This is a genomic window from Xanthobacter sp. AM11 (assembly GCF_047444035.1).
Taxonomy (GTDB): domain Bacteria; phylum Pseudomonadota; class Alphaproteobacteria; order Rhizobiales; family Xanthobacteraceae; genus Xanthobacter.
This window is the reverse complement of record NZ_JBLAOA010000001.1, coordinates 3,927,376-3,952,383: the sequence shown is the minus strand read 5'-3', so window position 1 is coordinate 3,952,383 and position 25,008 is coordinate 3,927,376. Positions and strand designations below refer to the sequence as shown.

Here is a 25,008-nt window from a genome sequence, read left to right as displayed (position 1 = left end):
ATGATCGCGGAACTCGGCCAATATGCCCTCGCCCTCGCCTTCGCCCTGTCGCTGGCGCAGATCCTGCTGCCCGCCTGGGGCGCCGCCCGCGGCGATGCGGTGCTGATGGGGGCGGCGGGGCCCATCGCCCTCGCCTTGTTCGGCTTCGTCACCTTCGCGTTCGGCGCGCTGGTGCAGCTCTACGTGACCTCGGACTTCACCGTGGCCAATGTGGTGGAGAACTCCCACTCGCAGATGCCGCTGATCTACAAGTTCACCTCCACCTGGGGGAACCACGAGGGGTCCATGCTCCTGTGGGTGTTCGTGCTCGCCTTCTTCGGCGCGCTGGTGGCGGCGTTCGGCACCAACCTGCCGGACCGGCTGAAGGCCTATGTGCTGGCGGTGCAGGGGGCCATCGGCTGCGCCTTCCTCGCCTTCATCCTGTTCACCTCGAACCCGTTCGCCCGGGTGATGCCGCCGCCGGCGGAGGGGCGCGACCTCAACCCCATCCTCCAGGACCCCGGCCTCGCCATCCATCCGCCGCTGCTCTATCTCGGCTATGTGGGCCTTTCGGTGGCCTTCGCCTTCGCCATCGCCGCGCTGATCGAGGGCCGCATCGACGCCGCATGGGCGCGCTGGGTGCGCCCCTGGACCCTTGCCGCCTGGGTGTTCCTCACCCTGGGCATCGCCATGGGCTCCTACTGGGCCTATTACGAGCTGGGCTGGGGCGGCTGGTGGTTCTGGGACCCGGTGGAGAACGCCTCCCTCATGCCGTGGCTGGCGGCCACCGCGCTGCTGCATTCGGCGGTGGTGATGGAAAAGCGCGATGCGCTGAAGGTGTGGACCATCCTGCTCGCCATCCTCGCCTTCTCCCTGTCGCTGGTGGGCACCTTCCTGGTGCGCTCGGGGGTGCTCACCTCGGTGCATGCCTTCGCCAGCGATCCGGCGCGCGGCGTGTTCATCCTCGCCATTCTCACCGTCTTCATCGCCGGCGGGCTGGGCCTGTTCGCGCTGCGGGCCTCGGAGCTGAAGCAGGGAGGGCTGTTCGCGCCGGTGTCGCGGGAAGGCGCGCTGGTGCTGAACAACCTGTTCCTCACCGCCGCCACCGCCGCGGTGCTGGTGGGCACCCTCTATCCGCTGGCGCTGGAGGCGCTGACCGGCGCCAAGATCACCGTGGGGCCGCCCTATTTCAACCTGGCGTTCGGCGGGCTGATGCTGCCGCTGGTGTTCGCCATGCCGTTCGGGCCGCTGCTGGCGTGGAAGCGCGGCGACCTGTTCGGCGTCGCCCAGCGCCTCATGCTGGCCGCCGGCCTTGCCGTGGTGGCGGCGGTGGTGACCGCCGCGGCCACCGAGGGCGGACCCACCCTGGCGCCGCTGGCGCTCGGGCTGGCCGTGTTCATCATGCTGGGCGCGCTGACGGACATTGCCGAGCGTGCCGGCCTCGGACGGGTGAGCGCCCGCATCGCCCTTGCCCGCCTCGCCGGCGTGCCCCGCTCGGCCTACGGCACCGCCCTTGCCCATTTCGGGGTGGGCGTGTGCCTTCTGGGCATCGTGTGCGAAGCCTCGTGGAGCCACGAGAAGATCGCCTCCGTGCGGGTCGGCGACACGGTGGCCATCGGCATGCGTACCCTCACCCTGGAGCGGATGGAAAACCGCAGCGGGCCGAACTTCCATGCCCGCACGGCGGTGTTCGCCATCCGCGAGGACGGCGCCCCCCAGGGCACCATCGAGGCGTCGCGCCGCATGTTCGCGGCGCGCCAGATGGCCACCACGGAAGCGGGCATCCGCACCTTCGGCTTCAGCCAGCTTTACGTGAGCATCGGCGAGGAGACGGCGGACGGGCAGGTGTCCCTGCGCGCCACCTACAAGCCGGTGGTCACCCTCATCTGGCTCGGGGCGGTGGTGATGGCGCTGGGCGGCACCCTGTCTCTGGCCGACCGGCGCCTGCGGGTCGGCGCTCCGCGTCCGGCCGCGGGCCGGCGGCGGGCGGCGGTGCCGGCGGAATGATGATGATGCGCACGATCTCCGTCGCCCTCGTCCTCCTCGCCCTCCTGGTGGGCCCCGCCTTCGCCGTGCAGCCGGACGAGGTGCTGGGCGATCCGGTGCTGGAGAGCCGCGCCCGGGCGCTGTCGGCCGAGCTGCGCTGCATGGTGTGCCAGAACCAGTCCATCGACGATTCCGACGCCCCCCTCGCCCGCGACCTGCGCCTCATCGTGCGCGAGCGCCTCAAGGCCGGGGACAGCGACACCCAGGTGCTGGACTTCATGGTGGCGCGCTATGGCGAGTTCGTGCTGCTGCGCCCCCGCTTCTCCTGGCGCAATGCGCTTTTGTGGGCGGCGCCCCTGCTGGTGCTGGGCCTCGGCGTGCTGGCCGCCGTGTTCGGCCTGCGCCGCCGCGGCGTCGCTGCGCCCGCGCGCCTCAGCCCGGAGGAGGAAGCACGCCTCGCCCGGCTGCTGGGGGAAGAAGCGGAGGGGGCCGGCCCGCCCGCCCCCAAATGATCACAGGCGGTGCCCCGGCTCCTGCGGCGCCGCCTCGAACCCGCGATAGACCGCCTCGGCGATGGGCAGCAGCGTGTCGCGCCCGCCCGGCCCGGTGACGGCGAAGCCGAAGCCGCGGTCGATCCAGGCGAAGGTGCCCGCCTCCCCCTCCTGCTGGTAGCGGAAGGCGGTTTCGCCGCCGCGGCCGGCTTCCACATAGATGGTGATGCGCCGCCCGCTGGCGTCGTCATACATGAGCTGGGCGGCGGCGCCGGCCTCGGCCGGCAACAGCCGCCCGCCCATGAGCCGCAGGCCGTAGGCGGAGAGGTCCGGGGCCGACAGGGGCCGGCCCAGCCGGCGGGAGAGCCATTGCAGCAGGTGCGCCTCGCGGGTGGTGTCCACCTCCACCGGGTGGGCCACCTCCACCACGAAGGTACGATAGGCGGCCGCCGCATCCCGCGCCACCTGGAGCGCGGGACCGGGGACGGGGGCGGCGATGCCGGCCTGTCCCGCCATCCAGCCGCCCGCCGCGCCGGTGGTCAGCAGCGCCAGCCCGGCCGCCACGGCCCGCAGCCGGCCGCCGGTCCGCGCCCGCCGTGCGGCCTTGAGGTGGGCGATGCGCAGCCGCGCCGGCACCGGCTCCGCCGCGATGGCCTCCAGCCGCGCGCGCAGCTCGGCGCGGTGCTGCAGGTCCGCGGCCACCTGGGCGGCCACCTGCGGGCTGGCGGCGAGATAGGCCTCGACCTCGGCGCGGCGGGGGCCGTCGATCTGTCCGTCGATATAGGCCTGCAGGTCGTCCTCGCCGATGGGGGAGGGGGTCATTTCACTCTCCGCAGCATGGGGGCGGGGTCCGGGTCCACGAGGGTGCGCAGCCGCTGGCGCGCGCGCGACAGGCGCGACATGACCGTGCCGAGGGGAATGTCCAGCACCCGCGCCACCTCCGCATAGGACAGCTCCTCCACGCCCACCAGCAGGAGGAGGGATTTCTGCTCCTCGGGCAAGAGGTCGAGGGCGCCGAGGGCGTCGCGCGCCACGAGGGCGCGCTCCTGGTCGGCGGGCAGGCCGGGGTCGGCCACCGCGTCGAGCTCCACCGGCGTGCCGCGGCGCGCCCGGGTGCGGTGGGCGGAGATGTAGAGATTGCGCAGGATGGCGAACAGCCACGCCCGCAGGTCGGCATCGCTGCGCCGCTGGTACCAGCGGGAGAGGGCGTGTTCCAGGCAGTCCTGCACCAGGTCGTCGGCGGCGTCGCGGTCGCGCAGCAGCGCATGGGCGTAGCGCCGCAGATGGGGGATCTGCGCTTCCAGGCGTCCGTCGAGGGTGTCGCTTGCCATGCGGCGTCCATCCATCGGAGGAAGGGCCCGGCACCCCGCGGGGGGCGCCGGGCGCGGGGTCACGGCCGGGCGATGGCCCAGGCGCCTTCCAGGAAGCCGTCGCCGGTGACGTCGCCGGGCTGCTTGTCCTTGGTCCAGGTATAGAGCGGCTTGCCCTTGTAGGCCCACTGGCTGGAGCCGTCGGCACGCACGACGATGGACCAGGGCGCGGCGGCGGCGGCGCCGGCCGCGGCCTTCAGGGGCGGCCAGTTGGTGGCGCACGGACCATTGCAGTTGGAGGCGCCGTCCTTGTCCTTGGCGAACACGTAGAGGGTCATGCCGGAGGCGTCCACCAGGGCCTTGCCCTTGGAGGTCTCGGCCACCTTGGCCGGATCGGCGGCAAGGGCGGCCAGGGGCGAGAAGGCGAGGGCGGCTGCGGCCAGCGCAACGGACAGGGCGGGAGCGGACAGGCGGGGCACGGGAAATCTCCTCGATGCAGGGGGGTCTGCACAGGAGAAGACGCCGCAGCCGGCATTCTATTCCCTCGCCACCGCCGCGCAGGCGCCGTCACGCACGCGTGTGCCACATTACCGAACCTTAATCCGCCCGCCAGACTGCGGTAACGCTCCACGCCCTAGCCTCTCCCCCGATCCTGCCGAAGCGGCAGACAATGAGAGAGACGCGAACGCACATGAACCGCTCCGACAACACTCCCTCCGTGACGAAGCGCCACCGCCGTGCCCTGCTGGCGGGCGTCGTCGGCCTCGCGCTCGCCGGCGTCGTGGCCGGCCAGTTCGTGCCCCCCGTCAATTCGCCCGCCTTCGCCCAGATCACCACCGCGCAGCCGGCCGGGACCTTCTCGTTCGCCGACATCGTGGAGAAGGTTTCTCCCGCCGTCGTCTCGGTGAAGGTGAAGAAGGATGCCGGCGACCAGATGGCCATGGGCGGCGAGGGCGGTCTCGGCGGCCAGTTCGGCGGCAATGTCCCGCCCCAGATCGAGGAATTCCTGAAGCGCTTCGGCTTCGGCGAGGGCCGTGGCCCCGGCATGGGCCCGGGCGGTCCCGGCGGCCCGGGCGGTCCGGGCATGGGCCCGCGCGGCCATGGTCCCAGGGGTGAGCGCCCGGTGGTGGGCCAGGGCTCCGGCTTCATCATCTCCGCCGACGGCTATGTGGTGACCAACAACCATGTGGTGGACGGCGCCGACGAGGTGGACGTGACCGCCACCGACGGCAAGGAATATGCGGCCAAGGTGATCGGCACCGATCCGCGCACCGACGTGGCCCTGCTGAAGATCGACAACGTGACCAACCTGCCGTGGGTGAAGCTCGCGGACAGCGCGCCGCGCGTCGGCGACTGGGTGATCGCGGTGGGCAACCCGTTCGGCCTCGGCGGCACGGTGACCGCCGGCATCGTCTCGGCCCGCGGCCGCGACATCGGCTCGGGTCCCTATGACGACTTCATCCAGATCGACGCCCCCATCAACCGGGGCAATTCCGGCGGCCCGACCTTCTCGCTGAACGGCGAGGTGATCGGCATGAACACCGCCATCGTCTCCCCCTCGGGCGGCAATGTGGGCATCGCCTTCGCCATCCCCTCCGAGACGGTGAAGACCGTGGTGGCGCAGCTGCGCGACAAGGGCTCGGTGGCCCGCGGCTATATCGGCGTGCAGATCCAGCCGGTGACCGACGAGCTCGCCTCGGGCCTGGGCATCAAGGCGGCGGAAGGGGCCCTCGTGGCCCAGGTGCAGCCCAACACCCCCGGCGCCAAGGCGGGGCTGAAGGCCGGCGACGTGATCGTGAAGGTGAACAACGAGTCCATCAAGGAGGCCCGCGAGCTGACCCGCAAGGTGGGCATGATGAAGCCGGGCACCGAGATCAAGCTCGATCTCATCCGCGACACCAAGCCCCTGACCCTCTCGCTGGTGCTCGACCAGCTGCCCAACGACCAGATGGCCGCGCGTTCCGGCGCGCCGCAGGGTGAGGACGACAGCGCCGGCGGCAAGGACCTGCCGCGGCTCGGCCTGCAGCTCGCCCCGGCCAAGGGCGTCGGCGGTGCCGGCGGCGAAGGCGTGGTGGTGACCGGCGTCGATCCCAACGGCGCCGCCGCCCAGCGCGGCTTCAAGACCGGCGACGTGATCCTGAAGGTGGGCGACAAGACCGTCTCCACCCCCAAGGACGTGCGCGACGGCCTCGCCGCCGCCAAGGCCGAGAACCGCAAGGCGGTGCTCATCCAGGTGAAGAGCGGCGAGGGCGTGCGCTTCGTCGCCATCACCCTGGACGCCAAGGCCAAGGGCTGACCGGCCCCGTCGAACCGAACGACCCGCCGGCCGGCCTGCCGCGCCGGCGGGTGTCCCCTCGGACCCGAGGTGCCGTTTCGCCATCGCCCCCTGAAGCCGCCTCGGCTCCGACGGCGCGGGAAGCTCCAGAGGGCTTCCCGCGCCACTTTTTTGGCACGGGTGCGGCCGACCTGGCCAAACCCGCGCCGCATGAAGCGGGGTCCGCTCCCGCACCCCGCATGGACCTGCCCGCACGGTGAGCTAGAGTGATGACAGCGAATCTCGATCCGGGTCCCCTCTCCGCCATGCGCCTCCTCCTGGTCGAGGACGACCGCGACGCTGCCGAATATCTGCGCAAGGCCTTCCGCGAGGCCGGGCATGTGGTGGACCACGCCGCGGACGGGGAGGAGGGGCTCGCCCTCGCCCTCGACGGCAAATACGACGTGATGGTGGTGGACCGCATGCTGCCGGCCCGCGACGGCCTGTCCCTCGTCGCCGAGCTGCGCGGGCGCGGCCACACGACGCCGGTGCTCATTCTCTCGGCGCTGGGGCAGGTGGACGACCGGGTGCAGGGCCTGCGCGCCGGCGGCGACGATTACCTGCCCAAGCCCTATGCCTTCACCGAGCTTCTGGCGCGGGTGGAGGCGCTGTCGCGGCGCGGCGTCGGCCAGGGCGCCGACACCGCCTACAAGGTGGCGGACCTGGAGCTCGACCGCCTCGCCCACCGCGTCACCCGCTCCGGCCGGGAGATCCAGCTTCAGCCGCGGGAATTCCGCCTGCTGGAATATCTCATGCGCCACGCCGGGCAGGTGGTGACCCGCACCATGCTGCTGGAAAACGTGTGGGACTACCACTTCGACCCGCAGACCAACGTCATCGACGTGCATGTCTCGCGCCTGCGCTCGAAGATCGACAAGGGGTTCGACGTGCCGCTCATCCACACCGTGCGCGGTGCCGGCTACATGGTGCGGGCGGGCGTGGCATGAGCCGTTGCGCGCCCTTAAGCCCATGAAGGCCCTGTCCCACCTGGCGCGGCTGGTGCGCACCACGGCGTTCAAGCTGCTTGCGGCCTATCTGGTGGTGTTCGCGGTGTTCGCCGTCACCGTCATCGTCTACACCGCCTGGCACACCCGCGAGCTGATCCAGGGGCAGGTGGCGGACGATCTGGCCGGCGAGGTGCGCTTCCTGGCCGACCAGTACCGCATCGGCGGCATCCAGCGCCTGGTCTATGTGATCGACCGGCGCACGCGGCGGCCGGGCTCGTCCATCTACATGCTCACCAATTTCCAGGGCGAGGTGCTGGCCACCAACGTCTCCGACCTGCCCATCGGCCTGCTCGACCGGGCCGGCACGCGCTTCACCACCTACAACCGCTCCGACGATGCCGGCGCCAAGAGCCATGTGGCCTTCGTGCAGGCCATGATCCTGCCCGGCGGCTACCGCCTGCTGGTGGGCCGCGACATCGAGGAGCGCGACACCCTGCGCGACCTGGTGGCCCGCCCGGCGCAATGGGCGGTGCTGCTCATCGTGGTGCTGGGCCTTGCGGGCGGCGTGTTCGTGACGCGGCGCGTGCTCAAGCGCATCGATTCCATGACCGCCACCGCCGAGACCATCATGGCTGGCAACCTCTCCGGCCGGCTGGCGCTCATGGGCACCGAGGACGAGTTCGACCGCCTCGCCCACTCCCTCAACGCCATGCTCGATCGCATCGAGGCGCTGATGCAGGGGCTCAAGGAGGTGTCCGACAATATCGCCCACGACCTGAAGACCCCGCTCACCCGCCTGCGCAACCGCTCCGAGGAGGCATTGCGCACGGCGCGCACGCAGGAGGAGTGGCGGGCGGCGCTCGAAGGCACCATCGAGGAGAGCGACGGCCTCATCCGCACCTTCGACGCCCTGCTGATGATCGCCCGGGCGGAGGCGGGGCAGGCGCGGGCCATCATGAGCGACATCGACATCGCCGACATCGCCGAAAGCGTCTGCGAGCTTTACGAGCCGCTGGCGGACGAGCAGGGGCTGGACCTGTCGGTGGCAGTGGAGAAGGCCCCCATCCACGGCGTCGGCGAATTGCTGGCGCAGGCGCTCTCCAACCTCATCGACAATGCCATCAAGTACGGCCGCCCGGCGGACGGAAGCCGGGGGCGCATCGTCGTCACCGTCACCCGCGAGGGCGGGGAGGCGGTGCTGACGGTGGCGGACACCGGGCCGGGCATCGCCCCGGCGGACCGCGAGCGGGTGGTGGACCGCTTCGTGCGGCTGGAGACGAGCCGCACCCGGCCGGGCTCCGGCCTCGGCCTTTCCCTGGTGGCGGCGGTGGCGCGCCTGCACGGGGGCAGCCTCTCCTTCGCCGACAATGCGCCGGGGCTGGTGGCGACCTTTCGTTTGCCGGCGAAATAATACGCGGGCGCACCCGGAGCGGCCCCATCGTGCGTTAACCTTTGGCGGCCGGGCTTCATAAGCTGTTCATCGTCGCGGCGCGCAGGGCCTCCCGTGCGTCGCATTTGCGCGCGGGGGCTTGCGCATCGCAAGGCGCTCGTGCCTTTAGGTTACACCATGCGCTGGCCCCTGGAACCGGATTCGCCCGACCGGCCCCCCCTCGCCGCCCTGATGCGGGAAGCCCCCGTCCTGACGGATGCCGAGGCGGCAAAGATTAAACTTTCCCACGCAACGCAGATGCTCGGCGGCGAGGATCGCGCCGTGCTCGACGCGCTGCTGGCTGCCGCCCCGGCGGCCCATGCGGCGTGCCTCGGCATGGTGGAGGGCTCGCCCTTCCTGACCGAACTGGTGCGGGCGGAGCCGGCACGGCTGGTGCGGGTGCTTGCCGGCGATCCGCGCGCCCACCTCCACCACCTCATCGCCACCTGCGCCGGCGCCATCGCCGAGGCGCGCGCCGAGGCGGAGGTGATGCGGGCGCTGCGCCGCATGCGCTCCGAGGCGGCGCTGCTCATCGCCCTTGCCGACATCGGCGGCGCCTTCGACCTGGTGGCGGTGACGGCGGCGCTGTCGGACGTGGCCGACGCCGCCGTGCGCGGCGCGCTGGACTTCCTCCTGGCGGACGCCGCCCGCGCCGGCCGCCTGCTGCCGCCCGATCCCGCGCAGCCGGCGGTGGGCTGCGGCCTTGCGGTGATCGCCATGGGCAAGCACGGCGCCCGGGAGCTGAACTATTCCAGCGATATCGACCTTGTGGTGGTCTATGACCGCGAGCGCGCGCCCTTGTCGGAGAAGGTGTCGGCCTCCCCCTTCTTCGTGAAGCTCACGCAGGGGCTGGTGCGGCTGCTGCAGGAGCGCACCGCCGATGGCTATGTGCTGCGGGTGGACCTGCGCCTGCGGCCCGATCCCGGCTCCACCCAGGTGGCCCTCTCCACCGCGGCCGCGCTCGATTATTACGAGCGCGAGGGCGCAACCTGGGAGCGGGCGGCCTATATCAAGGCCCGCCCGGTGGCCGGTGACCTTGAGGTGGGCCGCGCCTTCCTGGCCGACCTCGCCCCCTTCGTGTGGCGGCGGGTGCTGGACTTCCAGGCCATCGCCGATGTCCACGCCATGAAGCGCGAGATCCACGCCTTCCGCGGCCACGACGTGGTGGCGGTGGAGGGGCACAATGTGAAGCTCGGCCGCGGCGGCATCCGCGAGGTGGAATTCTTCGTCCAGACCCAGCAGCTCATCGCCGGCGGGCGCGATCCCCTGCTGCGGACCTCGCGCACCCTCGATGCGCTGGAGGCCCTGACCGCCCACCGCTGGATCGAGCCCAAGGTGAGGGACGAGCTGGCCGAGGCCTATCTCTTCCTGCGCCGGGTCGAGCACCGCATCCAGATGGTGGCGGACGCGCAGACCCATTCCCTGCCCGAGGCGCGGGAGGCCATGGAGGGTTTCGCCCGCTTCATGGGCTATGGCGACCGCGACGCCTTCGCCGCCGCTTTGGTGGCGCGGCTGCAGATCGTGCAGACCCATTACGCCAATCTGTTCGAGGACGTGGCCCCGCCTGCGGTGCTGGATGCCGAACTCGTGTTCCCGCCGCAGGAGAACGACCGGCAGACGCTGGCGGCCCTGGCGCGGCTGGGCTTTCGTGATCCGGCGGCGGCGAGCGCCATCGTGCGGCGCTGGCTCTGCGGCGCGCCGCGGGCGCTGAAGACGGAGCCGGCGCGGCTGCATCTGGTGCGCATCGTGCCGCTGATGCTGGAGGCGCTGGCCCGCGGCGGCGATCCCGACGGCGCGCTCATCGCCGCCGACCGCTTCCTCACCGAGTTGCCCGGCCCCCAGCTGCTGGTGGCGCTGGACCGGCATCCCGACCTGGTGCGCCTGCTGGCCACCATCCTGGCCGCCGCCCCGCGCCTGGGGGAGACGCTGGCGCGCCGTCCCTCCCTGACCGATGCCCTGCTGGACCCCGCCTTCTTCGACGTGCTGCCCGACGCGGCGAGCCTTGCCGCCCATCTCGACCAGTTGCTCGACACCGCGGCCACGGAGGAAGAGCAGTTCGACCGCGCCCGGCGCTTCCGGCAGGAACAGCATGTGCTCATCGGCGTGCGCATCGCCTCCGGCACCCTGCCGGCGGCGCGGGCGGGGGAGGCCTATGCGGCGCTGGCCGAGGTGATCATCCGCGCCCTGCACACCCGGGTGCGCGCGCGCTTCTGCGAGGTCCACGGCACCATCGCGGGGGCCGAGACGGCGGTTCTGGCCATGGGCAAGCTGGGCGGGCGCGAGATGACGGCGGGCTCCGACCTCGACCTGATCGTGCTCTATGATTTCGACGCCGGGGCGGATTCCACCTCCGACGGGCCGCGGCCTTTGTCCGGCGCGCAATATTTCGCCCGCTTCACCCAGCGCCTCATCACCGCGCTGACCTCGCTCACCAATGCCGGCAAGCTCTATGACGTGGACCTGCGGCTGCGCCCGTCCGGCCGCTCCGGCCCCTTGGCGACGCGGCTCTCCTCCTTCGCGGCCTACCAGCGCGAGGAGGCCTGGACCTGGGAGCACATGGCCCTGACCCGCGCCCGGGTGATCACCGCGACGCCGGCGTTCGGCGCCCGGGTGGCAGAGGTGGTCCATGCCGTGATGGCCCAGCCGCGCGATCCGCGCCGGCTCGCCGGCGACATCCTGGACATGCGCCGGGCCATCGCCGCCGAGAAGGGCGAGGACGACAAATGGAACCTGAAGCACGCCAGGGGCGGGCAGGTGGACGTGGAGTTCCTCGCCCAATATCTGGTGCTCGCCCACGCTCATGCCCATCCGCAGATCGTGGACACCGCCACCGTGCGCATCCTCGCCGCCGCCGAGCGGCTCGCGCTGCTGGCGCCGGAGGATGCCCACGTGCTGCTGCGCGCCTGCCGGCTCTACCAGAACCTCACCCAGGTGCTGCGGCTGGCGGTGGACGCCCATGAGGTGCCGCCCGACGCGAGCCCGGCCCTGAGGGCGCTGCTGGCCCGCGCCGGGGAGATGCCGGACTTCGCCACCCTGGAGGCGGACCTCGCCGACACCCAGGACAAGGTGCGCGAGATCTTCGAACGCGTTCTGGCGGCGAGGTAGGGGGAGGGGAGCACGCGCCGCCACCGGCTTATGGCCGGCGGGCAACGGGCGGCCCCTCAAGCCCGTCTCCCCCTCGCTACTCCTGCCCTTGCCCCCTCACCCCAGGGAGCGGGTGGCGATGTCGGCCACGTCGGGCGAGAGGCCGGGGGTCTCGGCCACCCGTCGCAGCGCCCGCTCGGCGCTGGCGCGGCGCACCGGCTCCAGTTGCCGGAAGGTCTTGAACGAGGCCAGGAGCCGCGCCGCCACCTGCGGGTTCTTGCTGTCCAGCGTCAGCACCACGTCGGCGACGAAGGCATGGCCTTCCCCGTCGGGGCGGTTGAACTCGGTGGGGTTGCCGGCCGCGAACGCGCCGATGAGCGAGCGCACCCGGTTGGGATTGCCCAGCGAGAAGGCGGGATGCAGCATCAGGTCCTTCACCCGGTCCAGGGTGGAGCGGGCGGCGATCTGCGCCTGGAGGGTGAACCATTTGTCGATGACCAGGGCGTCCGCCTCGAAGCGCTGGTAATAAGCGCCGAAGGCCGCCTCGCGCTCCGGCACGTCATGCTGCGCCAGCACGGCGAGGGCGAAGATGCGGTCGGTCATGTTGTCGGCCGCCTCGAACTGGGCGCAGGCGCGGGCGATGCCATCGGCGCCGCCGGCCACGGCCAGGTAATCGAGGCTCAGGTTGCGCAGGGCCCGCCGGCCGGCGGAGGCCGCATCGGGGGAGAAGGGGCCGTCCGCCCGCTCCGCTTCGTAGGCGGCGGCGAAATCGGCGGCGAGGGCGCCGGCCAGGGTGCGGCGCAGCGCCGTGCGGGCGGCGTGAACGGCGTCGGGGTCCACGTCGCGGGCCAGCTCCCGCGCCACCTCGCCCTCGCCCGGCAGGGCCAGCGCCTGCGCCTTGAAGGCGGCGTCGAGGGCGGTGTCGGCCATCAGGCCGCGGGCGGCTTCCACCAGGGCATCGGCGGGCGGCAGGGTGCCGGAGCGCGCGCCCGCCTTCAGCAGCTCCAGCGCCAGCCGCTGGAGCGCATCGAAGCGGTTGAAGGGGTCCGCGTCATGGGCGGCGAGGAACACGCGATCGTCGTCGCAAAGGTCGCTCACCAGATTCACCGGCGCCGAGAAGCCGCGGTTGAGCGAGGGCACCGGCCGGGCGCTGAGGCCGGTGAACAGGAAGCTCTGCTGCGCCTCCGTCACCTCGATGACGCCGTGCTCCACCGGCACATTGCCCAGGGTGAGGGGCTGGTCCCGCCCGTCCGGCCCCACCAGGCCGAGGGCGAGGGGCACCAGCATGGGCTTCTTCTCCGGCTGCCCGGGGGTGGGAGGCACCGACTGGGTGACATCCAGGCGGAAGGTGCCCGCATCCGCATCATAGGTGCTGCTGACGGTGAGGAGCGGGGTGCCCGACTGGGAATACCAGAGGGCGAACTGGGTGAGGTCGCGGCCGGTGGCGTCGGCGAAGGCGGCGAGGAAATCCTCGATGGTTGCGGCTTCCCCGTCGTGGCGCCGGAAGTAGAGGTCCATGCCCTTGCGGAAGCCATCCTCTCCCAGCAGAGTCTTGAGCATCCGCACCGCCTCCGCCCCCTTCTCATACACGGTGGCGGTGTAGAAGTTGTTGATTTCGCGGTAGGTTTCCGGCCGGACCGGATGGGCGAGGGGGCCGGAATCCTCGGTGAACTGGGCGGCCTTGAGCATGCGCACGTCGGCAATGCGCTTCACCGGCCGCGAGCGCTGGTCGGAGGAGAATTCCTGGTCGCGGAAGACGGTGAGGCCCTCCTTCAGGCACAATTGAAACCAGTCGCGGCAGGTGATGCGGTTTCCGGTCCAGTTGTGGAAATATTCATGGGCGATGACCCCCTCGATGCCGGAATAATCCGCATCGGTGGCAGTCTCCGGGCTGGCCAGCACGTATTTGTCGTTGAAGACATTGAGCCCCTTGTTCTCCATGGCGCCCATGTTGAAGTCGGAGACTGCGACGATATTGAACACGTCAAGGTCGTATTCGCGGCCGAAGGCCTCCTCGTCCCAGCGCATGGAGCGCTTCAGCGCATCCATGGCATAGCCGGCGCGGGCCTGCTTGCCCTCCTCCACATAGATGCCCAGTTCCACCTGCCGCCCGGAGGCGGTGACGAAGGGGGCGCTGACCCGGGCGAGGCGCCCGCCGACCAGGGCGAACAGATAGGACGGCTTGGGCCAGGGGTCGTGCCAGACGGCGAAGTGGCGATTGGTGCCGGCAATGTCGCCGGTGTGGGAAAGGTTGCCGTTGCCGAGGAGGACCGGCGCCTCCTCCTTGTCCGCCTCGATGCGGGTGGTGAAGACCGAGAGCACATCCGGCCGGTCGGGATAATAGGTGATGCGGCGGAACCCTTCCGGCTCGCACTGGGTGCAGTAATTGCCGGAGGTGCGGTAAAGCCCCATGAGCTGGGTGTTGGCGGTGGGGTCCACCAGGGTCTCGATTTCCAGCATGAAGGCGTCCGCCGGCGGATGGGCGATCACCAGGCTGTCGGGGCTCGCCTCGAAGCTCGGGCCGGCCAGCGGCTTGCCGTCGATGGCGAGGCGCACCAGCGTCAGGCCGTCGCCATCGAGCGCCACCGGGGCGCCGGGCGTGCCCTTGGGGTTGCGGCGCAGGGCGAGGCGGGCGGTGACGCGGGTCTGCGAGGGGTGCAGCGCGAAATCGAGATCCACCTTGTCCACCAGCCATTCCGGCGGGCGATAATCGGCAAGGCGGATGGGTTGGGGCTCGGCATCACGCATGGAACAGGCTCCTCGCGCCCGGCGGTGGCGGCGCGTTCGTTGCTGGCGGTATCGGTCGGGTCGGCAGAGTAAAGCGCAGGTGGCGGGGAGGGAAGGCGCGCGGCGCATCCCGCGCCGCCGTCGCCGCCGCAGCGGAGGGGCCGGGAGCGCCGTGGGCGACCTGCCCGCCGCCCCGCCCCCGGCGGTCCATTGCACGCGATCGTGGGATAAAGAGATGCAGACTTGGCGTATTATCCCGCCCGAGGCGGGGGACTAGCTTCATCTCCAGCGCAGCGCCCGTCGCTGCATGCAATGGAGACCAACATGCGTCATCTTTCTTTCGGGGCGATCGCCCTCGCCTGCGTCATCGCCGCCCCCGGCCTTGCCCGCGCCGCCGACGAGCCCTCCCGCCAGCAGGCCGATGCCGAGGCGGCATCCGGCTATGACGCCATGCCGGAGGCGTGGGGCTATCATCCCCTCGGCTATGCGCAGGACAGCCGCATGATGCACCCGGTGGTTGTGGTGCCGATACGCCGCGCCGCGCCCGTCATCATGATGCCCCACACGGCCGACGAGGTCTTCCTGGAGCAGGGCGACCGCGGCCTCGGCAACGACTGACCCAACCCCGGTGCCGGCGCCCCGGGTGGCGCCGGCCGGACAGGAGGCGTCATGGCCCGCTTCGATGAGGTGGAAGTGTTCCTGCGCGTGGTGGAGCGCGCCAGCTTCATCGGTGCCGCCGAGCAGCTGGGCGTGCCCGCCTCCACCGTGAGCCGGCGGGTGAAGCTGCTGGAGGCCCGCCTGGGGGTGCAGCTGCTGCACCGCACCACGCGCCGGGTGTGGCCGAGCGATGCAGGGCAGGCCTATTATCAACGTTGTGTGACCGCCGTGGCCATGCTGGAACGGGCCGATGCTGCGGTGCGGGCGCTGACGCAGGAACCGGAGGGTCCGCTGCGGGTGCTGATGGCCTACGGGCCCGCCATCCTGATCATAGAGCCAGAGCTGGCACGGTTTCGTGAGCGCTATCCCAAGGTGCAATTGCACCTGACCCTGGACAACCACGCTCTGGACCTGGTGGAGCACGGCTTCGACCTGGCGGTGCGGCACGGGCCGGTGCGCGATTCCAGCTATCACCTGCGCCGGCTGGGCACCTCGCCCCTGCGGCTGTGCGCCAGCCCGGCCTATCTCGACCGGGCCGGCCGGCCACGGCACCCGCGGGAGCTGGAGACCCACGCCCTTGTGGCGGTGCGCACCGCACCCGGCCCGCTGAGCTGGCCGCTGGAAGGCCCGCAGGGCTCGTTCGAGCTGAAGCTCAATCCCCAGATGGTCACCAACGACGTGATCATGGCCATGCGCCAGACCATCGGCGGCGCCGGCATCATGCTGGCCTCCCAGTGCCTGGCGCGGCGGCGGCTGGAGAGCGGAGAGCTGGAGCCGGTGCTCCCCGATTGGCACCTGCGCGACGCGCTGGAGACGGTGGCGCTGTTTCCGGCGCGGGCGACGCAGGACCTCAAGGTCCGCGTCTTCCTCGACTTTCTGGCGGAAACCTTCGCCCGCTGGTTCCGCGCCCCGCCGGCCGGCCCCGGCGAGGGGGCGCAGCCGGCGGGGGAGGCTCAATATTCGATCACGCCGTCCAGCGCATAGTGCTTCACGGTGCGGCGATTGGCGATGAGTTCGTCGATGGTGGGCTCGCCCTTCATGGCGCGGGAGATGGCGAGCTTGGTGGCCTCGTAATTGGTGCGGTAGAGGTCGGCCTTGTCCAGGTCCGGGTCCTCGGCGCAGCGCGGGTCCAGCCAGACCATGATGATCATGGCCAGCTCGTCCACCTCGTCCTTGGGCAGGATGCCCTCGCTCACGCAGTCCACGATGGCATCGCCCATGGCCGCCTGCACCACGCCGCCCAGCAGTTCCACATATTCGGCGGTGTGGATGGTGGCCTTGGTGGTCATCATGGTCACCGGCCGCACCAGCTGGTTCAGGTCGCGCACCACGAACATGCGGGTGTGACCCTGCACCTGCCCCATCATGGAGGCGAAGGCCTGGCCCACCGGTCCGCGCACGGAGCCGATGAGCACTTCGGGCATGGCGTCGGTGGCCTGCCCGTCCGCCGCGAGAACCGTGGCTTCGCCCGCCTTGAACCAGATATCCGTCATGCCGTTCCTCCCCGGTTTGCGCGGCAGGTAACCACCCGTTCACGCCCGCGTCCACGGCGACCCAGCGTCGCTGCCGCCGCTCCGTTCCCGCCGGAGGCCGACGGTGGCCCCGGCAAGCCGGCAAAAGGGGCGGAAATCGAAGGGCGGCCGACATTTTTAGCCACTTGACTCCCATGGACTCTGGACAAATCACCTGCGATTCGATTCCAATGGGCTTGATTCGGAGAGATGCGGCACGTCCCTCCAAAATCAAGGACGTGGGGGCGCGGGGCTTAGGCCGCCCGGTGTTCCCGGAGACCCGGAGGAGACCGGCGATGGCACGCGCCAACGCTGCGAGCGTCGGTGCGCGCGACCAAGCCATTCGAGGTCTGGCACGGTCGATCGCGCGCCCCGCCTACCAGCGCCTGCTTGATGCGGAGCCGGTCCTGCGCCGGATCGTTCCCGCCCTGATCGTCACCTTCCTTCTGGTGATCGGCGTCGGCGCGGTGGTGCAGGTGCATGCGCACCGGCTCGCCGAGCTGAACAATGCCAAGGACGACCTTTCCCTGCTCGCCCTCGCCACCGCCGAGGGGCTGACCCTGCGCGCCGCGGGCGCCCCGGCCAAGGTGCCCGGCGCGCTGGAGGACAGCCTTCCCCCCCGCGCCACCGAGGCCGGGCGGCGGGTCTATGTCACCGATGCGCAGGGCCGCATCATCGCTTCCGCCCCCCGCGCCGAGGGTCCCGCGACCCTGGCGGACCTGATCGACCCCGCCCAGCCCCTCGTCATCTTCGCCGAGCGCGCCGGCGTGCTGGAGGTGCCGTTCGCCGACGGCACGGCCCTGGCCACGGTGCGCAACCTGCCGGCCCCCCTGGGCCAGATCGTGTTCCTGCAGCCGGTGGAGCGGGCCCTGACGGCCTGGTCGGATTCCACCACCCTCACCGTCACCCTGTTCGCCACCACCGGGGCGGTGCTGCTCATCCTCGGCTTCTCCTTCCACTGGCAGGCGAGCCGGGCGCGCGAAGCCGACCTCATCTACGACACCGTGCGCCGGCGCATCGACACCGCGCTGAACCGCGGCCGCTGCGGCATGTGGGACTGGGACATGGCGCGCGGCCGCATGTACTGGTCCGACACCATGTTCGAGATCCTCGGGCTGGAGCGCAAGGACGAGCTGATTTCCTTCGGCGACATCGCCAAGCTGGTGCATCCCGACGACGGCGACCTCTACGAGCTGGCGCAGGAGCTGGCCGAGCGCCCCGGCGCCTCGGTGGACCGGGTGTTCCGCATGCGCACCGCCAAGGGCGACTTCGTGTGGCTGCGCATGCGCGCCGAGGTGGTGCAGCAGCCGGGCGAGGACGGCCCCCACCTCATCGGCATCGCCATGGACGTGACCGAGGCCCAGCGCATGGCCGAGCGGACCGTGACCGCCGACATGCGCCTGCGCGACGCCATCGAGAGCATTTCGGAAGCCTTCGTGCTGTGGGACAGCCAGAACCGCCTCGTGCTCTGCAATTCCAAGTTCCAGTCCCTGCACGAGCTGCCCGACGCGACCATCGTCGCCGGCACCCCGTTCGACACCATCGCCTCGGTGGGCCGCCACCCGGTGACGCGCACGCCGCTGAAGCCCGAGGACAAGCCGGAGGAGGGCTCGCGCGCCTTCGAGGCCCAATTGTCCAACGGCCGCTGGCTGAAGATCGCCGAGCGGCGCACCAAGGATGGCGGCTACGTCTCCGTGGGTACCGACATCACCACCATGAAGCGCCATGAGGAACGCCTCATGGACAATGAGAAGCGCCTGATGGCGCTGGTGGCGGACCTGCGCAAGAGCCAGCAGACCCTGGAGCACCAGGCCCAGCAGCTGGCCGAGCTGGCCGACAAATATTCCGAGGAGCGCAACAAGGCCGAGGACGCCAACCGCGCCAAGAGCGAGTTCCTCGCCAACATGTCCCACGAGCTGCGCACGCCGCTCAACGCCATCATCGGCTTCTCGGAGATCATGGAAAGCGGCATGTTCGGCCCGCTCGGCTCGGAGAAATACGCCGAATACTGCTCCGACATCAAAGGCTCGGGCACCTACCTGCTGGACGTCATCAACGACATCCTCGACATGTCGAAGATCGAGGCGGGGCGCATGCAGCTGGAGGTGGAGGACGTGGCCCTCGACGAGATCATCGCCGATGCCATGCGCGTCACCGCGGTGAATGGCGACGAGAAGAACATCACCATGACGGTGACGGCGGCGGAAGGCCTGTCCCTGTCCGGCGACCGGCGCGCGCTGAAGCAGATCCTGTTGAACCTGCTCTCCAACGCAGTGAAGTTCACCCCCGAGGGCGGGCGCATCGCGGTGAAGGCGCGCGTCAACGGCGATGCGGCGGTGATCGCCATCGAGGACACCGGCATCGGCATTGCCACCGATGCCCTCGCCCGCATCGGCCGGCCGTTCGAGCAGGTGGAGAGCCAGTTCACCAAGACCCACAAGGGCTCGGGCCTGGGCCTTGCCATCGCCAAGTCGCTGGTGGAGCTGCACGGCGGCGCCATGCGCATCCGCTCCACCGAAGGGGCGGGCACCACCGTCATCGTCCGCCTGCCGGTGAACGGGCGGGCCGCCAATTCCAACGAAACGCCGCGCCTCGCCGCGGTGATGTGACAGCGGGGCCTCGCCTCCGCCCGCCGGGTCCCGCCGCGGCTCTGGACCCGCCCCGCCCGATGATGCTCTATGCGGGCAGCCGACACAGGCGCGCCCTCCGCCGCCCGCCGGCAGGAGCACAGCATGGCGCACACCCCGCACCGCACTTTGGCCCAAAGGACCCTTGCTGCCCTCGCCGCCGTCTTCCCCGCCCTCTCCCTGCTCGCGGCGCCCGCCCTTGCGCACGAGCCCATCGACGCCTCCCGGCCGCCGCCCCAGACCTCAGCCGTGACCATCCCGCCGAGCCAGATCGAGCGGGCGGCGGACCGGCTGGATGCCCTCGCCCGGGAGATGATGGCGCGCACCGGCATTCCCGGCCTCGCCCTCGCGGCGGTGCATGACGGGCGGGTGCTGTTCATGAAGGGCTACGGGGTGCGCAGGGCCGGCGAGGCGGCGGCGGTGGATGCGGACACGGTGTTCCAGCTCGCCTCCCTCTCCAAGCCGGTGGGCGCAAGCGTGGTGGCCCATGCGGTGGGCAAGGGCACGGTGGGGTGGGACACGCCGGTCCAGGGCCTGCTGCCCTGGTTCGCGCTGAACGATCCCTGGGTGTCGGCCCATGTCACCATCGCCGATCTCTACAGCCACCGTTCCGGCCTGCCGGACCATGCGGGCGATGCGCTGGAGGACATGGGCTTTGACCGCCGGCAGGTGCTGGAGCGCCTGAGGCTTCTGCCTCTCGCCCCGTTCCGCGCCTCCTACGCTTACACCAATTTCGGCCTCACCGCGGCGGCCGAGGCGGTGGCCGTGGCCTCCGGCAGGGATTGGGCGAGCCTGAGCGAGGAGGTGCTCTACAAGCCGCTGGGCATGGCCGCCACCTCCTCGCGCTTCGCCGACTACATGGCCCGCCCCAACCGCGCCGTGCCCCATGTGCGCGAGGGCGACCGCTTCGTCGCGAAGTTCCAGCGCCAGCCCGATGCCCAGTCGCCGGCGGGCGGGGTCTCCTCCACGGCGCGGGACATGGCCCGCTGGCTCACCTTCGTGCTCGCCGGGGGCACCCATGAGGGGCGCGAGCTGGTGCCGCAGAAGGCCTTGCTTCCGGCCCTGCGCTCCGAAGTCATCTCCACCCCGGCTTATGCGATCGACGCGCGCGCCTCCACCTATGGCTACGGCTTCGGGGTGGGGGTGTCGCCGGCCGGGCGGGTGCTCATCGACCATTCGGGCGCCTTCCTCCTGGGCGCGGGCACCAATGTCCTGCTCCTGCCATCGGAGAAGCTGGGCATCGTGGTGCTCACCAACGCCCAGCCGGTGGGCGCGGCGGAGGCGGTGGCCATGAGCTTCATGGACCTGGTGCAGTTCGGCACGGTGACGCGGGACTGGCTGGCGGCCTACGGCACCCTCATGGCGCCCCTGTACAAGCCCCTCGGCAGCCTCGCCGGCAAGGCGGCGCCTGCCGCGCCCGCGCCCGCGCAGCCGCTGGCGACCTATGCGGGCACCTATGCCAGCGCCTATTTCGGCGATGCCGAGGTGAAGGCCGAAGGCGGGCGCCTCGTGCTCACGGTGGGGCCGCTGCCGTTGCGGGTGGAACTGACCCACTGGAGCGGGGATGATTTCGTCTACCGCCCCACCGGCGAGAATGCGCCGGCGGGGAGCCTCTCGCTGGTGTCGTTCGCCCCGGCGGCGGGCAGCGTGCGGGTGGAGGTGATGGACGAGCACGGGCTCGGCACCTTCCGGCGGAAATAGCCGCGGCGCCGCCCTGCTCCTCCTCCCCCATCACTCCGCCTCGCGGGTCATTCCACCTCGAAGGTCACGCCCTGGGCCAGCGGCAGGCTGGCGCCGTAATTGATGGTGTTGGTGGCGCGCCGCATATAGGCCTTCCAGCAGTCCGAGCCCGCCTCGCGCCCGCCGCCGGTTTCCTTCTCGCCGCCGAAGGCGCCGCCGATCTCGGCGCCCGAGGGGCCGATGTTGACGTTGGCGATGCCGCAGTCCGATCCGGTGGCGGACAGGAAGCGCTCCGCCTCGCGCAGGTCGTTGGTGAAGATGGACGAGGCGAGGCCCTGCGGCACCTCGTTGTTGAGGCGCAGGGCCGTGTCCAGATCGCCGGTGCGCAGCACATAGAGGATGGGGGCGAAGGTTTCCGCCGCCACCGTGTCGGTCTGCGCCGGCATCTCCACCAGGGCGGGGCGCACATAGAAGGCGTCGGGCAGGGCGTCGGCACCCACGCGGGTGCCGCCGGTGACGCTGCCGCCCGCGGCCCGCGCCGCATCCAGCGCCACCTCCATGGCGGCGAACGCCCCGGCGTCGATGAGCGGGCCCACCAGCGTGCCGGGCGCCCGCGGGTCGCCCACCGCCACCGATGCATAGGCGCGCTTCAGGCGCGGCAGAAGGGCGTCGTAGACGGCATCGTCCACCAGCAGGCGGCGCAGGGTGGTGCAGCGCTGTCCCGCCGTGCCCATGGCGGAGAAGGCCACCGCCCGCACCGCCAGGTCGAGGTCGGCCGAGGGGCAGACGATGGCGGCATTGTTGCCGCCCAGCTCCAGGATGGAGCGGCCGAACCGCTGGGCCACGCGCGGCGCCACCATGCGCCCCATGGCGGTGGAGCCGGTGGCGGAGAGCACCGGCACCCGGGCGTCGTCCACCAGCGCCTCACCCGCGGCCCGGCCGCCGGGAACCAGGGTGAAGAGGCCCTCCGGCACCGCGCCGAAGCGCGCCGCCGCCCGCTGGAAGATGGCCTCCACCGCCAGGGCGGCGAGGAGGGTCTTCTCGGATGGCTTCCACACCACCGCATCGCCGCAGACGAAGGCGAGCGCGGCATTCCACGACCACACCGCCACCGGGAAGTTGAAGGCCGATATCACCCCCACCACGCCGGCGGGATGCCAGGTCTCCATCATGCGGTGGTCGGGCCGCTCGGTGGCGATGGTGAGGCCGTGGAGCTGGCGCGAGAGGCCGGCGGCGAAATCGCAGATGTCGATCATCTCCTGCACCTCGCCGGCCCCCTCCGAGGCGATCTTGCCCGCCTCCAGGGTGACGAGGGCGGCAAGGTCGGCCTTGGCGGCGCGCAGCTCCTCGCCCAGAAGCCGCACCAGCTCGCCCCGGCGCGGGGCGGGAACGGTGCGCCAGGCGAGGAAGGCGGCATGGGCGCGGCCGATGGCGGCCTCCACCTGCGCAGCGTCCAGCTCCGGCACTTGGGCCAGGATCTCGCCGGTGAGGGGGGTGCGGGCCGCCCGGGGGCCGCGCAGGCGCTGCGCTGGAACCCCGAGCCGCGCCAGGATGTCCTGCGCCGCACCGGGCAGAACACCGGTTCCGGGAAAGCTCGCCATCGCCACCTCCTGCGTCTCGCCCCCTTTTAGCCCGGAGCGGGCGAGGCGGGGAACCACCGGCGGCCGGCGGCGGTTTTCTCCACAGGGGCGCGCAGGGGGGGCAGCCGCGCGCCCGATTGCAGGAGCAGACCATGGCCCAGACCCAGCCCACCCGTTCGCCCGCCGCCGCCGAGCCCGCCGCGGGCAGCGCCGGCCTCACCGAAACCGAGCGTGACCAGATCCGCCGCCGGGCCCACGCCATCTGGCGGGAGGAGGGCTATCCCCAGGGGCGCGACCGCGAGCATTGGGAGCGGGCGCAGATGCAGGTCCTCAAGGGCCGCAGGCCGTATTGAGGCGGCGCGATGCCGGCGAAATCCAGGGCCCAGCAGAAGGCGGCGGGCGCAGCCCTTGCCGTCAAGCGCGGCGCGCGGCCCAAGGCGAGCCTCAAGGGCGCCTCGCGCGCCATGGCACAGAGCATGAGCGAGGCGCAATTGCGCGACCTCGCCGCCACCCCGCGCAAGGGCAAGCCGGAGCACGTGCGCAAGCCGTGACGCGGCGGCGCGCGGGGGCGGGGGCTTCTCCCGCCCGTGCGGGGCTTTGCGCGCCCCCTGCGGCGGGATTTGCCGCGCCGGTTGGTTCAACCCGGACGCATCCGCCTTTATGGTCGGCCACCGAACGTGGGTGGAGCGGAAGGATGGGCCATGGTGCAGGTGTTCGAGGCGGCGCAGGTGGAAACCGCCCTCAGCTATGACCGGCTGATTCCCGCGTTACGCGCCGCCTTCGCCGCGGCCCGGGTGGAAGCGCCGGTGCGCCAGTCCTACGAGGTGGGCCTCGGCGGGCAGCCGGCGCACCTTCTGGCCATGCCGGCCTGGCGGCGGGGCGAGGCGCTGGGGGTGAAGCTGGTGAACATCTTTCCCGCCAATGCCGCCAAGGGGCTCGGCTCGGTGCACGGCATCTACGTGCTGTTCGACGGCGAGACCGGCGCGCCGCGCGCCATCGTGGATGCGGAGGCGCTCACCAACCGGCGCACCGCCGCCACTTCGGCGCTGGCCTCCCAATTCCTGTCGCGGCCGCAGAGCGAAACCCTCGCGGTGGTGGGCACCGGGCATCTGGCGCGCTATCTGGCCGCCGGGCACTGCGCGGTGCGGCCCATCCGCCGCATCCTGGTGTGGGGCCGCACCGCCGAGCGCGCCGCGGCCATGGCCGGCGTGCTGCGCGCGCAGGGCCTGCCGGCGCAGGCGGCGCCCGACCTTTCGGCGGCGGTGGCGGCGGCGGATATCGTGACCTGCGCCACCACCTCGGTGGAACCGCTGGTGCTGGGGCGGGACGTGAAGCCGGGCACCCATGTGGACCTCGTGGGCGCCTTCACCCCCGCCATGCGCGAGAGCGACGACGACCTGGTGGCCGGCGCGCAGGTGTATGTGGACACCTATGGCGGCGCGCTGGCGGAGGCGGGCGACCTGCTGCAGCCCGTCGCATCGGGGCGCTGGTCCACGGACCTTGTGCGCGGCGACCTGAACGCCCTGTGCGCCGGCGTGGCGCCCGGCCGGGAGGGGGTGGACGAGGTGACCCTGTTCAAGTCCGTGGGCGCGGCCCTGGAGGATCTGGTGGCGGCGGAGCTCGTGGCCGGGCGGTGAGCAGCGGCGTACCGCCTTCAGATGTTCTTAACCATGCCGGCGCTATGACAGTGGGGCGGAAGCAAGGTCGATGTAGGGGCAGGCCAGACGGCATTTTCGGGAACTTAGCTTGAATTCTTTCAGTGATGTTCCCGGAACGCATTGACTTCAATCCGAGCCAAAGCGGCACTTCTCTTTCAGTCCGGCGCGAGCGGGGCGGGGAGTTGCTTTGCCTCATGATCCAGAGCTTTCCGGCCTGGAGCATGGCCTCGATTTGTCTGGAACCAAGCCATGGACTGCGACATGAAAACCCTTGCCCTCGCCCTCGCTTCGGTTGCGGTGCTCTCGGCCCCCGTGCTGGCGGCCGACCTCGCCATGAAGTATCCGGTCAAGACGCTGCAGGCGCCGGTGTTCTCCTGGACCGGCTTTTATATCGGCGCCAACGTGGGCTATGGTGGAGGCGATCCCTCCGCCACGGCGGTGACCGCGAGCGCCGGGGCTCTCGTGAGCTACGAGACGGCGTCCCTGAACTCCTCCGGCTTCTTCGCCGGCGGCCAGGTGGGCTACAATTATCAGTTCGCCAACAATGTGGTGCTGGGCCTTGAGACCGACCTGCAATGGTCCGGCGTTCAGGCCCGCGTCTCCGGCACCGCCTATGACACCACCGGTGCACTCACCAACAGCTTGGATGTGGGCGGCGCCATCGACTACTTCGGCACCGTCCGCGCCCGGCTGGGCTATGCCATGGACCGGTTCCTGCCCTATCTGACGGGCGGCCTCGCCTATGGCCGCACCACCGTGGATGGCACCTATCATGACAGCGGCACCGCCATTGTCGGCTCCGGCGCCGCCACCCAATGGGGCTGGACGCTGGGAGCCGGCGGCGAATTTGCCGTTGCCAACAACTGGACGCTGAAGGCCGAATATCTTTATGTGGACCTCGGCAGCGTAGATTATTACTTCTACGAAAGCAGCAATGCCATCAAAACCTTTGGCTCCGCGGACAGCAAGATGCACACAATGAAGGCAGGCGTGAACTACAAGTTCTGAGCGCCTTCCTGCACGCGGCG

At 71.1% G+C, this 25,008-nt stretch carries 20 protein-coding genes; 14 read left to right on the top strand and 6 right to left on the bottom strand.

Going from position 1 to position 25,008, the window contains the following annotated elements:
- Together ACI7BZ_RS18095 and ACI7BZ_RS18090 are read left to right on the top strand one after the other, a co-directional pair.
- On the top strand, positions 1-1,986 hold the full coding sequence (locus ACI7BZ_RS18095) for a heme lyase CcmF/NrfE family subunit (protein ID WP_414118528.1): 1,986 nt from the start codon (positions 1-3) through the stop codon (positions 1,984-1,986).
- A gap of 2 nt (positions 1,987-1,988) precedes the next feature.
- Entirely contained in the window at positions 1,989-2,477 is a 489-nt protein-coding gene (locus ACI7BZ_RS18090) for a cytochrome c-type biogenesis protein (protein WP_414118527.1), read from the top strand.
- Here the strand turns inward: ACI7BZ_RS18090 and ACI7BZ_RS18085 are convergent, their stop codons facing one another.
- The 3 genes from ACI7BZ_RS18085 to ACI7BZ_RS18075 are packed head-to-tail and all read right to left on the bottom strand — an operon-like array spanning position 2,478 to position 4,236.
- Positions 2,478-3,278: an anti-sigma factor family protein gene (locus ACI7BZ_RS18085; RefSeq protein WP_414118526.1), complete on the bottom strand. Its 801-nt coding sequence runs from the start codon at positions 3,276-3,278 to the stop codon at positions 2,478-2,480.
- The gene (locus ACI7BZ_RS18080; protein ID WP_414118525.1) at positions 3,275-3,787 is read right to left on the bottom strand and encodes an RNA polymerase sigma factor; all 513 of its coding nucleotides are present in this window, start codon (positions 3,785-3,787) and stop codon (positions 3,275-3,277) included. Before ACI7BZ_RS18080 ends, ACI7BZ_RS18085 begins: the two co-directional genes overlap by 4 nt.
- Before the next feature lie 59 nt (positions 3,788-3,846).
- On the bottom strand, positions 3,847-4,236 hold the full coding sequence (locus tag ACI7BZ_RS18075; protein WP_414119210.1) for a COG4315 family predicted lipoprotein: 390 nt from the start codon (positions 4,234-4,236) through the stop codon (positions 3,847-3,849).
- 221 nt (positions 4,237-4,457) lie between these two features.
- On the opposite strand from ACI7BZ_RS18075, the gene ACI7BZ_RS18070 reads away from it, so the two are divergent.
- The 4 genes from ACI7BZ_RS18070 to ACI7BZ_RS18055 all read left to right on the top strand — a co-directional run bounded on the left by ACI7BZ_RS18070 (position 4,458) and on the right by ACI7BZ_RS18055 (position 11,561).
- Positions 4,458-6,062, top strand: coding sequence for a Do family serine endopeptidase (locus tag ACI7BZ_RS18070; protein ID WP_414118524.1), 1,605 nt, complete (start codon positions 4,458-4,460; stop codon positions 6,060-6,062).
- A 248-nt stretch (positions 6,063-6,310) separates the two neighbouring features.
- Positions 6,311-7,027 carry a response regulator transcription factor gene (locus ACI7BZ_RS18065; RefSeq protein WP_414118523.1) on the top strand — a complete coding sequence of 239 codons (717 nt, stop codon included), beginning with the start codon at positions 6,311-6,313 and terminating at the stop codon, positions 7,025-7,027.
- A gap of 22 nt (positions 7,028-7,049) precedes the next feature.
- Complete coding sequence (locus ACI7BZ_RS18060; protein ID WP_414119209.1) at positions 7,050-8,438, top strand: ATP-binding protein; 1,389 nt, start codon at positions 7,050-7,052, stop codon at positions 8,436-8,438.
- A 156-nt stretch (positions 8,439-8,594) separates the two neighbouring features.
- Entirely contained in the window at positions 8,595-11,561 is a 2,967-nt protein-coding gene (locus ACI7BZ_RS18055; RefSeq protein WP_414118522.1) for a bifunctional [glutamine synthetase] adenylyltransferase/[glutamine synthetase]-adenylyl-L-tyrosine phosphorylase, read from the top strand.
- 96 nt (positions 11,562-11,657) lie between these two features.
- Here ACI7BZ_RS18055 and pepN read toward each other — a convergent pair whose 3' ends face one another.
- Positions 11,658-14,288, bottom strand: coding sequence for an aminopeptidase N (pepN, locus tag ACI7BZ_RS18050; RefSeq protein ID WP_414118521.1), 2,631 nt, complete (start codon positions 14,286-14,288; stop codon positions 11,658-11,660).
- Between the two features lie 303 nt (positions 14,289-14,591).
- Here pepN and ACI7BZ_RS18045 point away from each other — a divergent pair, with 303 nt between their 5' ends.
- Both ACI7BZ_RS18045 and ACI7BZ_RS18040 read left to right on the top strand, forming a co-directional pair.
- The gene (locus ACI7BZ_RS18045; RefSeq protein ID WP_414118520.1) at positions 14,592-14,885 is read left to right on the top strand and encodes a hypothetical protein; all 294 of its coding nucleotides are present in this window, start codon (positions 14,592-14,594) and stop codon (positions 14,883-14,885) included.
- Positions 14,886-14,936: 51 nt separating this feature from the next.
- A complete protein-coding gene (locus tag ACI7BZ_RS18040) occupies positions 14,937-15,908 on the top strand; it encodes a LysR family transcriptional regulator (protein WP_414118519.1) in 972 nt (323 codons plus the stop codon).
- Here ACI7BZ_RS18040 and fae read toward each other — a convergent pair.
- Entirely contained in the window at positions 15,878-16,417 is a 540-nt protein-coding gene (fae, locus tag ACI7BZ_RS18035) for a formaldehyde-activating enzyme (protein ID WP_414118518.1), read from the bottom strand. The genes ACI7BZ_RS18040 and fae overlap by 31 nt on opposite strands.
- 314 nt (positions 16,418-16,731) lie before the next feature.
- Between fae and ACI7BZ_RS18030 the strand changes: the two genes are divergently transcribed.
- Both ACI7BZ_RS18030 and ACI7BZ_RS18025 read left to right on the top strand, forming a co-directional pair.
- The gene (locus tag ACI7BZ_RS18030; protein WP_414118517.1) at positions 16,732-19,044 is read left to right on the top strand and encodes a sensor histidine kinase; all 2,313 of its coding nucleotides are present in this window, start codon (positions 16,732-16,734) and stop codon (positions 19,042-19,044) included.
- Between the two features lie 123 nt (positions 19,045-19,167).
- Positions 19,168-20,763, top strand: a complete 1,596-nt coding sequence (locus ACI7BZ_RS18025; RefSeq protein WP_414118516.1) for a serine hydrolase — start codon at positions 19,168-19,170, stop codon at positions 20,761-20,763.
- A gap of 47 nt (positions 20,764-20,810) precedes the next feature.
- On the opposite strand, the gene amaB is transcribed toward ACI7BZ_RS18025, so the two are convergent.
- The gene (amaB, locus tag ACI7BZ_RS18020) at positions 20,811-22,343 is read right to left on the bottom strand and encodes an L-piperidine-6-carboxylate dehydrogenase (protein ID WP_414118515.1); all 1,533 of its coding nucleotides are present in this window, start codon (positions 22,341-22,343) and stop codon (positions 20,811-20,813) included.
- Positions 22,344-22,474: 131 nt separating this feature from the next.
- Here amaB and ACI7BZ_RS18015 point away from each other — a divergent pair, with 131 nt between their 5' ends.
- The 4 genes from ACI7BZ_RS18015 (at position 22,475) to ACI7BZ_RS18000 (ending at position 24,988) form a co-directional block, all read left to right on the top strand.
- Positions 22,475-22,675 (top strand): DUF2934 domain-containing protein, encoded by a 201-nt coding sequence (locus ACI7BZ_RS18015; protein WP_414118514.1) that lies wholly within the window; start codon positions 22,475-22,477, stop codon positions 22,673-22,675.
- Between the two features lie 9 nt (positions 22,676-22,684).
- A complete protein-coding gene (locus tag ACI7BZ_RS18010; protein WP_414118513.1) occupies positions 22,685-22,873 on the top strand; it encodes a DUF3008 family protein in 189 nt (62 codons plus the stop codon).
- A gap of 150 nt (positions 22,874-23,023) precedes the next feature.
- Positions 23,024-23,959, top strand: a complete 936-nt coding sequence (gene lhpI / locus ACI7BZ_RS18005) for a bifunctional Delta(1)-pyrroline-2-carboxylate/Delta(1)-piperideine-2-carboxylate reductase (protein WP_414118512.1) — start codon at positions 23,024-23,026, stop codon at positions 23,957-23,959.
- A 282-nt stretch (positions 23,960-24,241) separates the two neighbouring features.
- Positions 24,242-24,988, top strand: coding sequence for an outer membrane protein (locus ACI7BZ_RS18000; RefSeq protein ID WP_414118511.1), 747 nt, complete (start codon positions 24,242-24,244; stop codon positions 24,986-24,988).
- Positions 24,989-25,008: the final 20 nt, after the last annotated feature.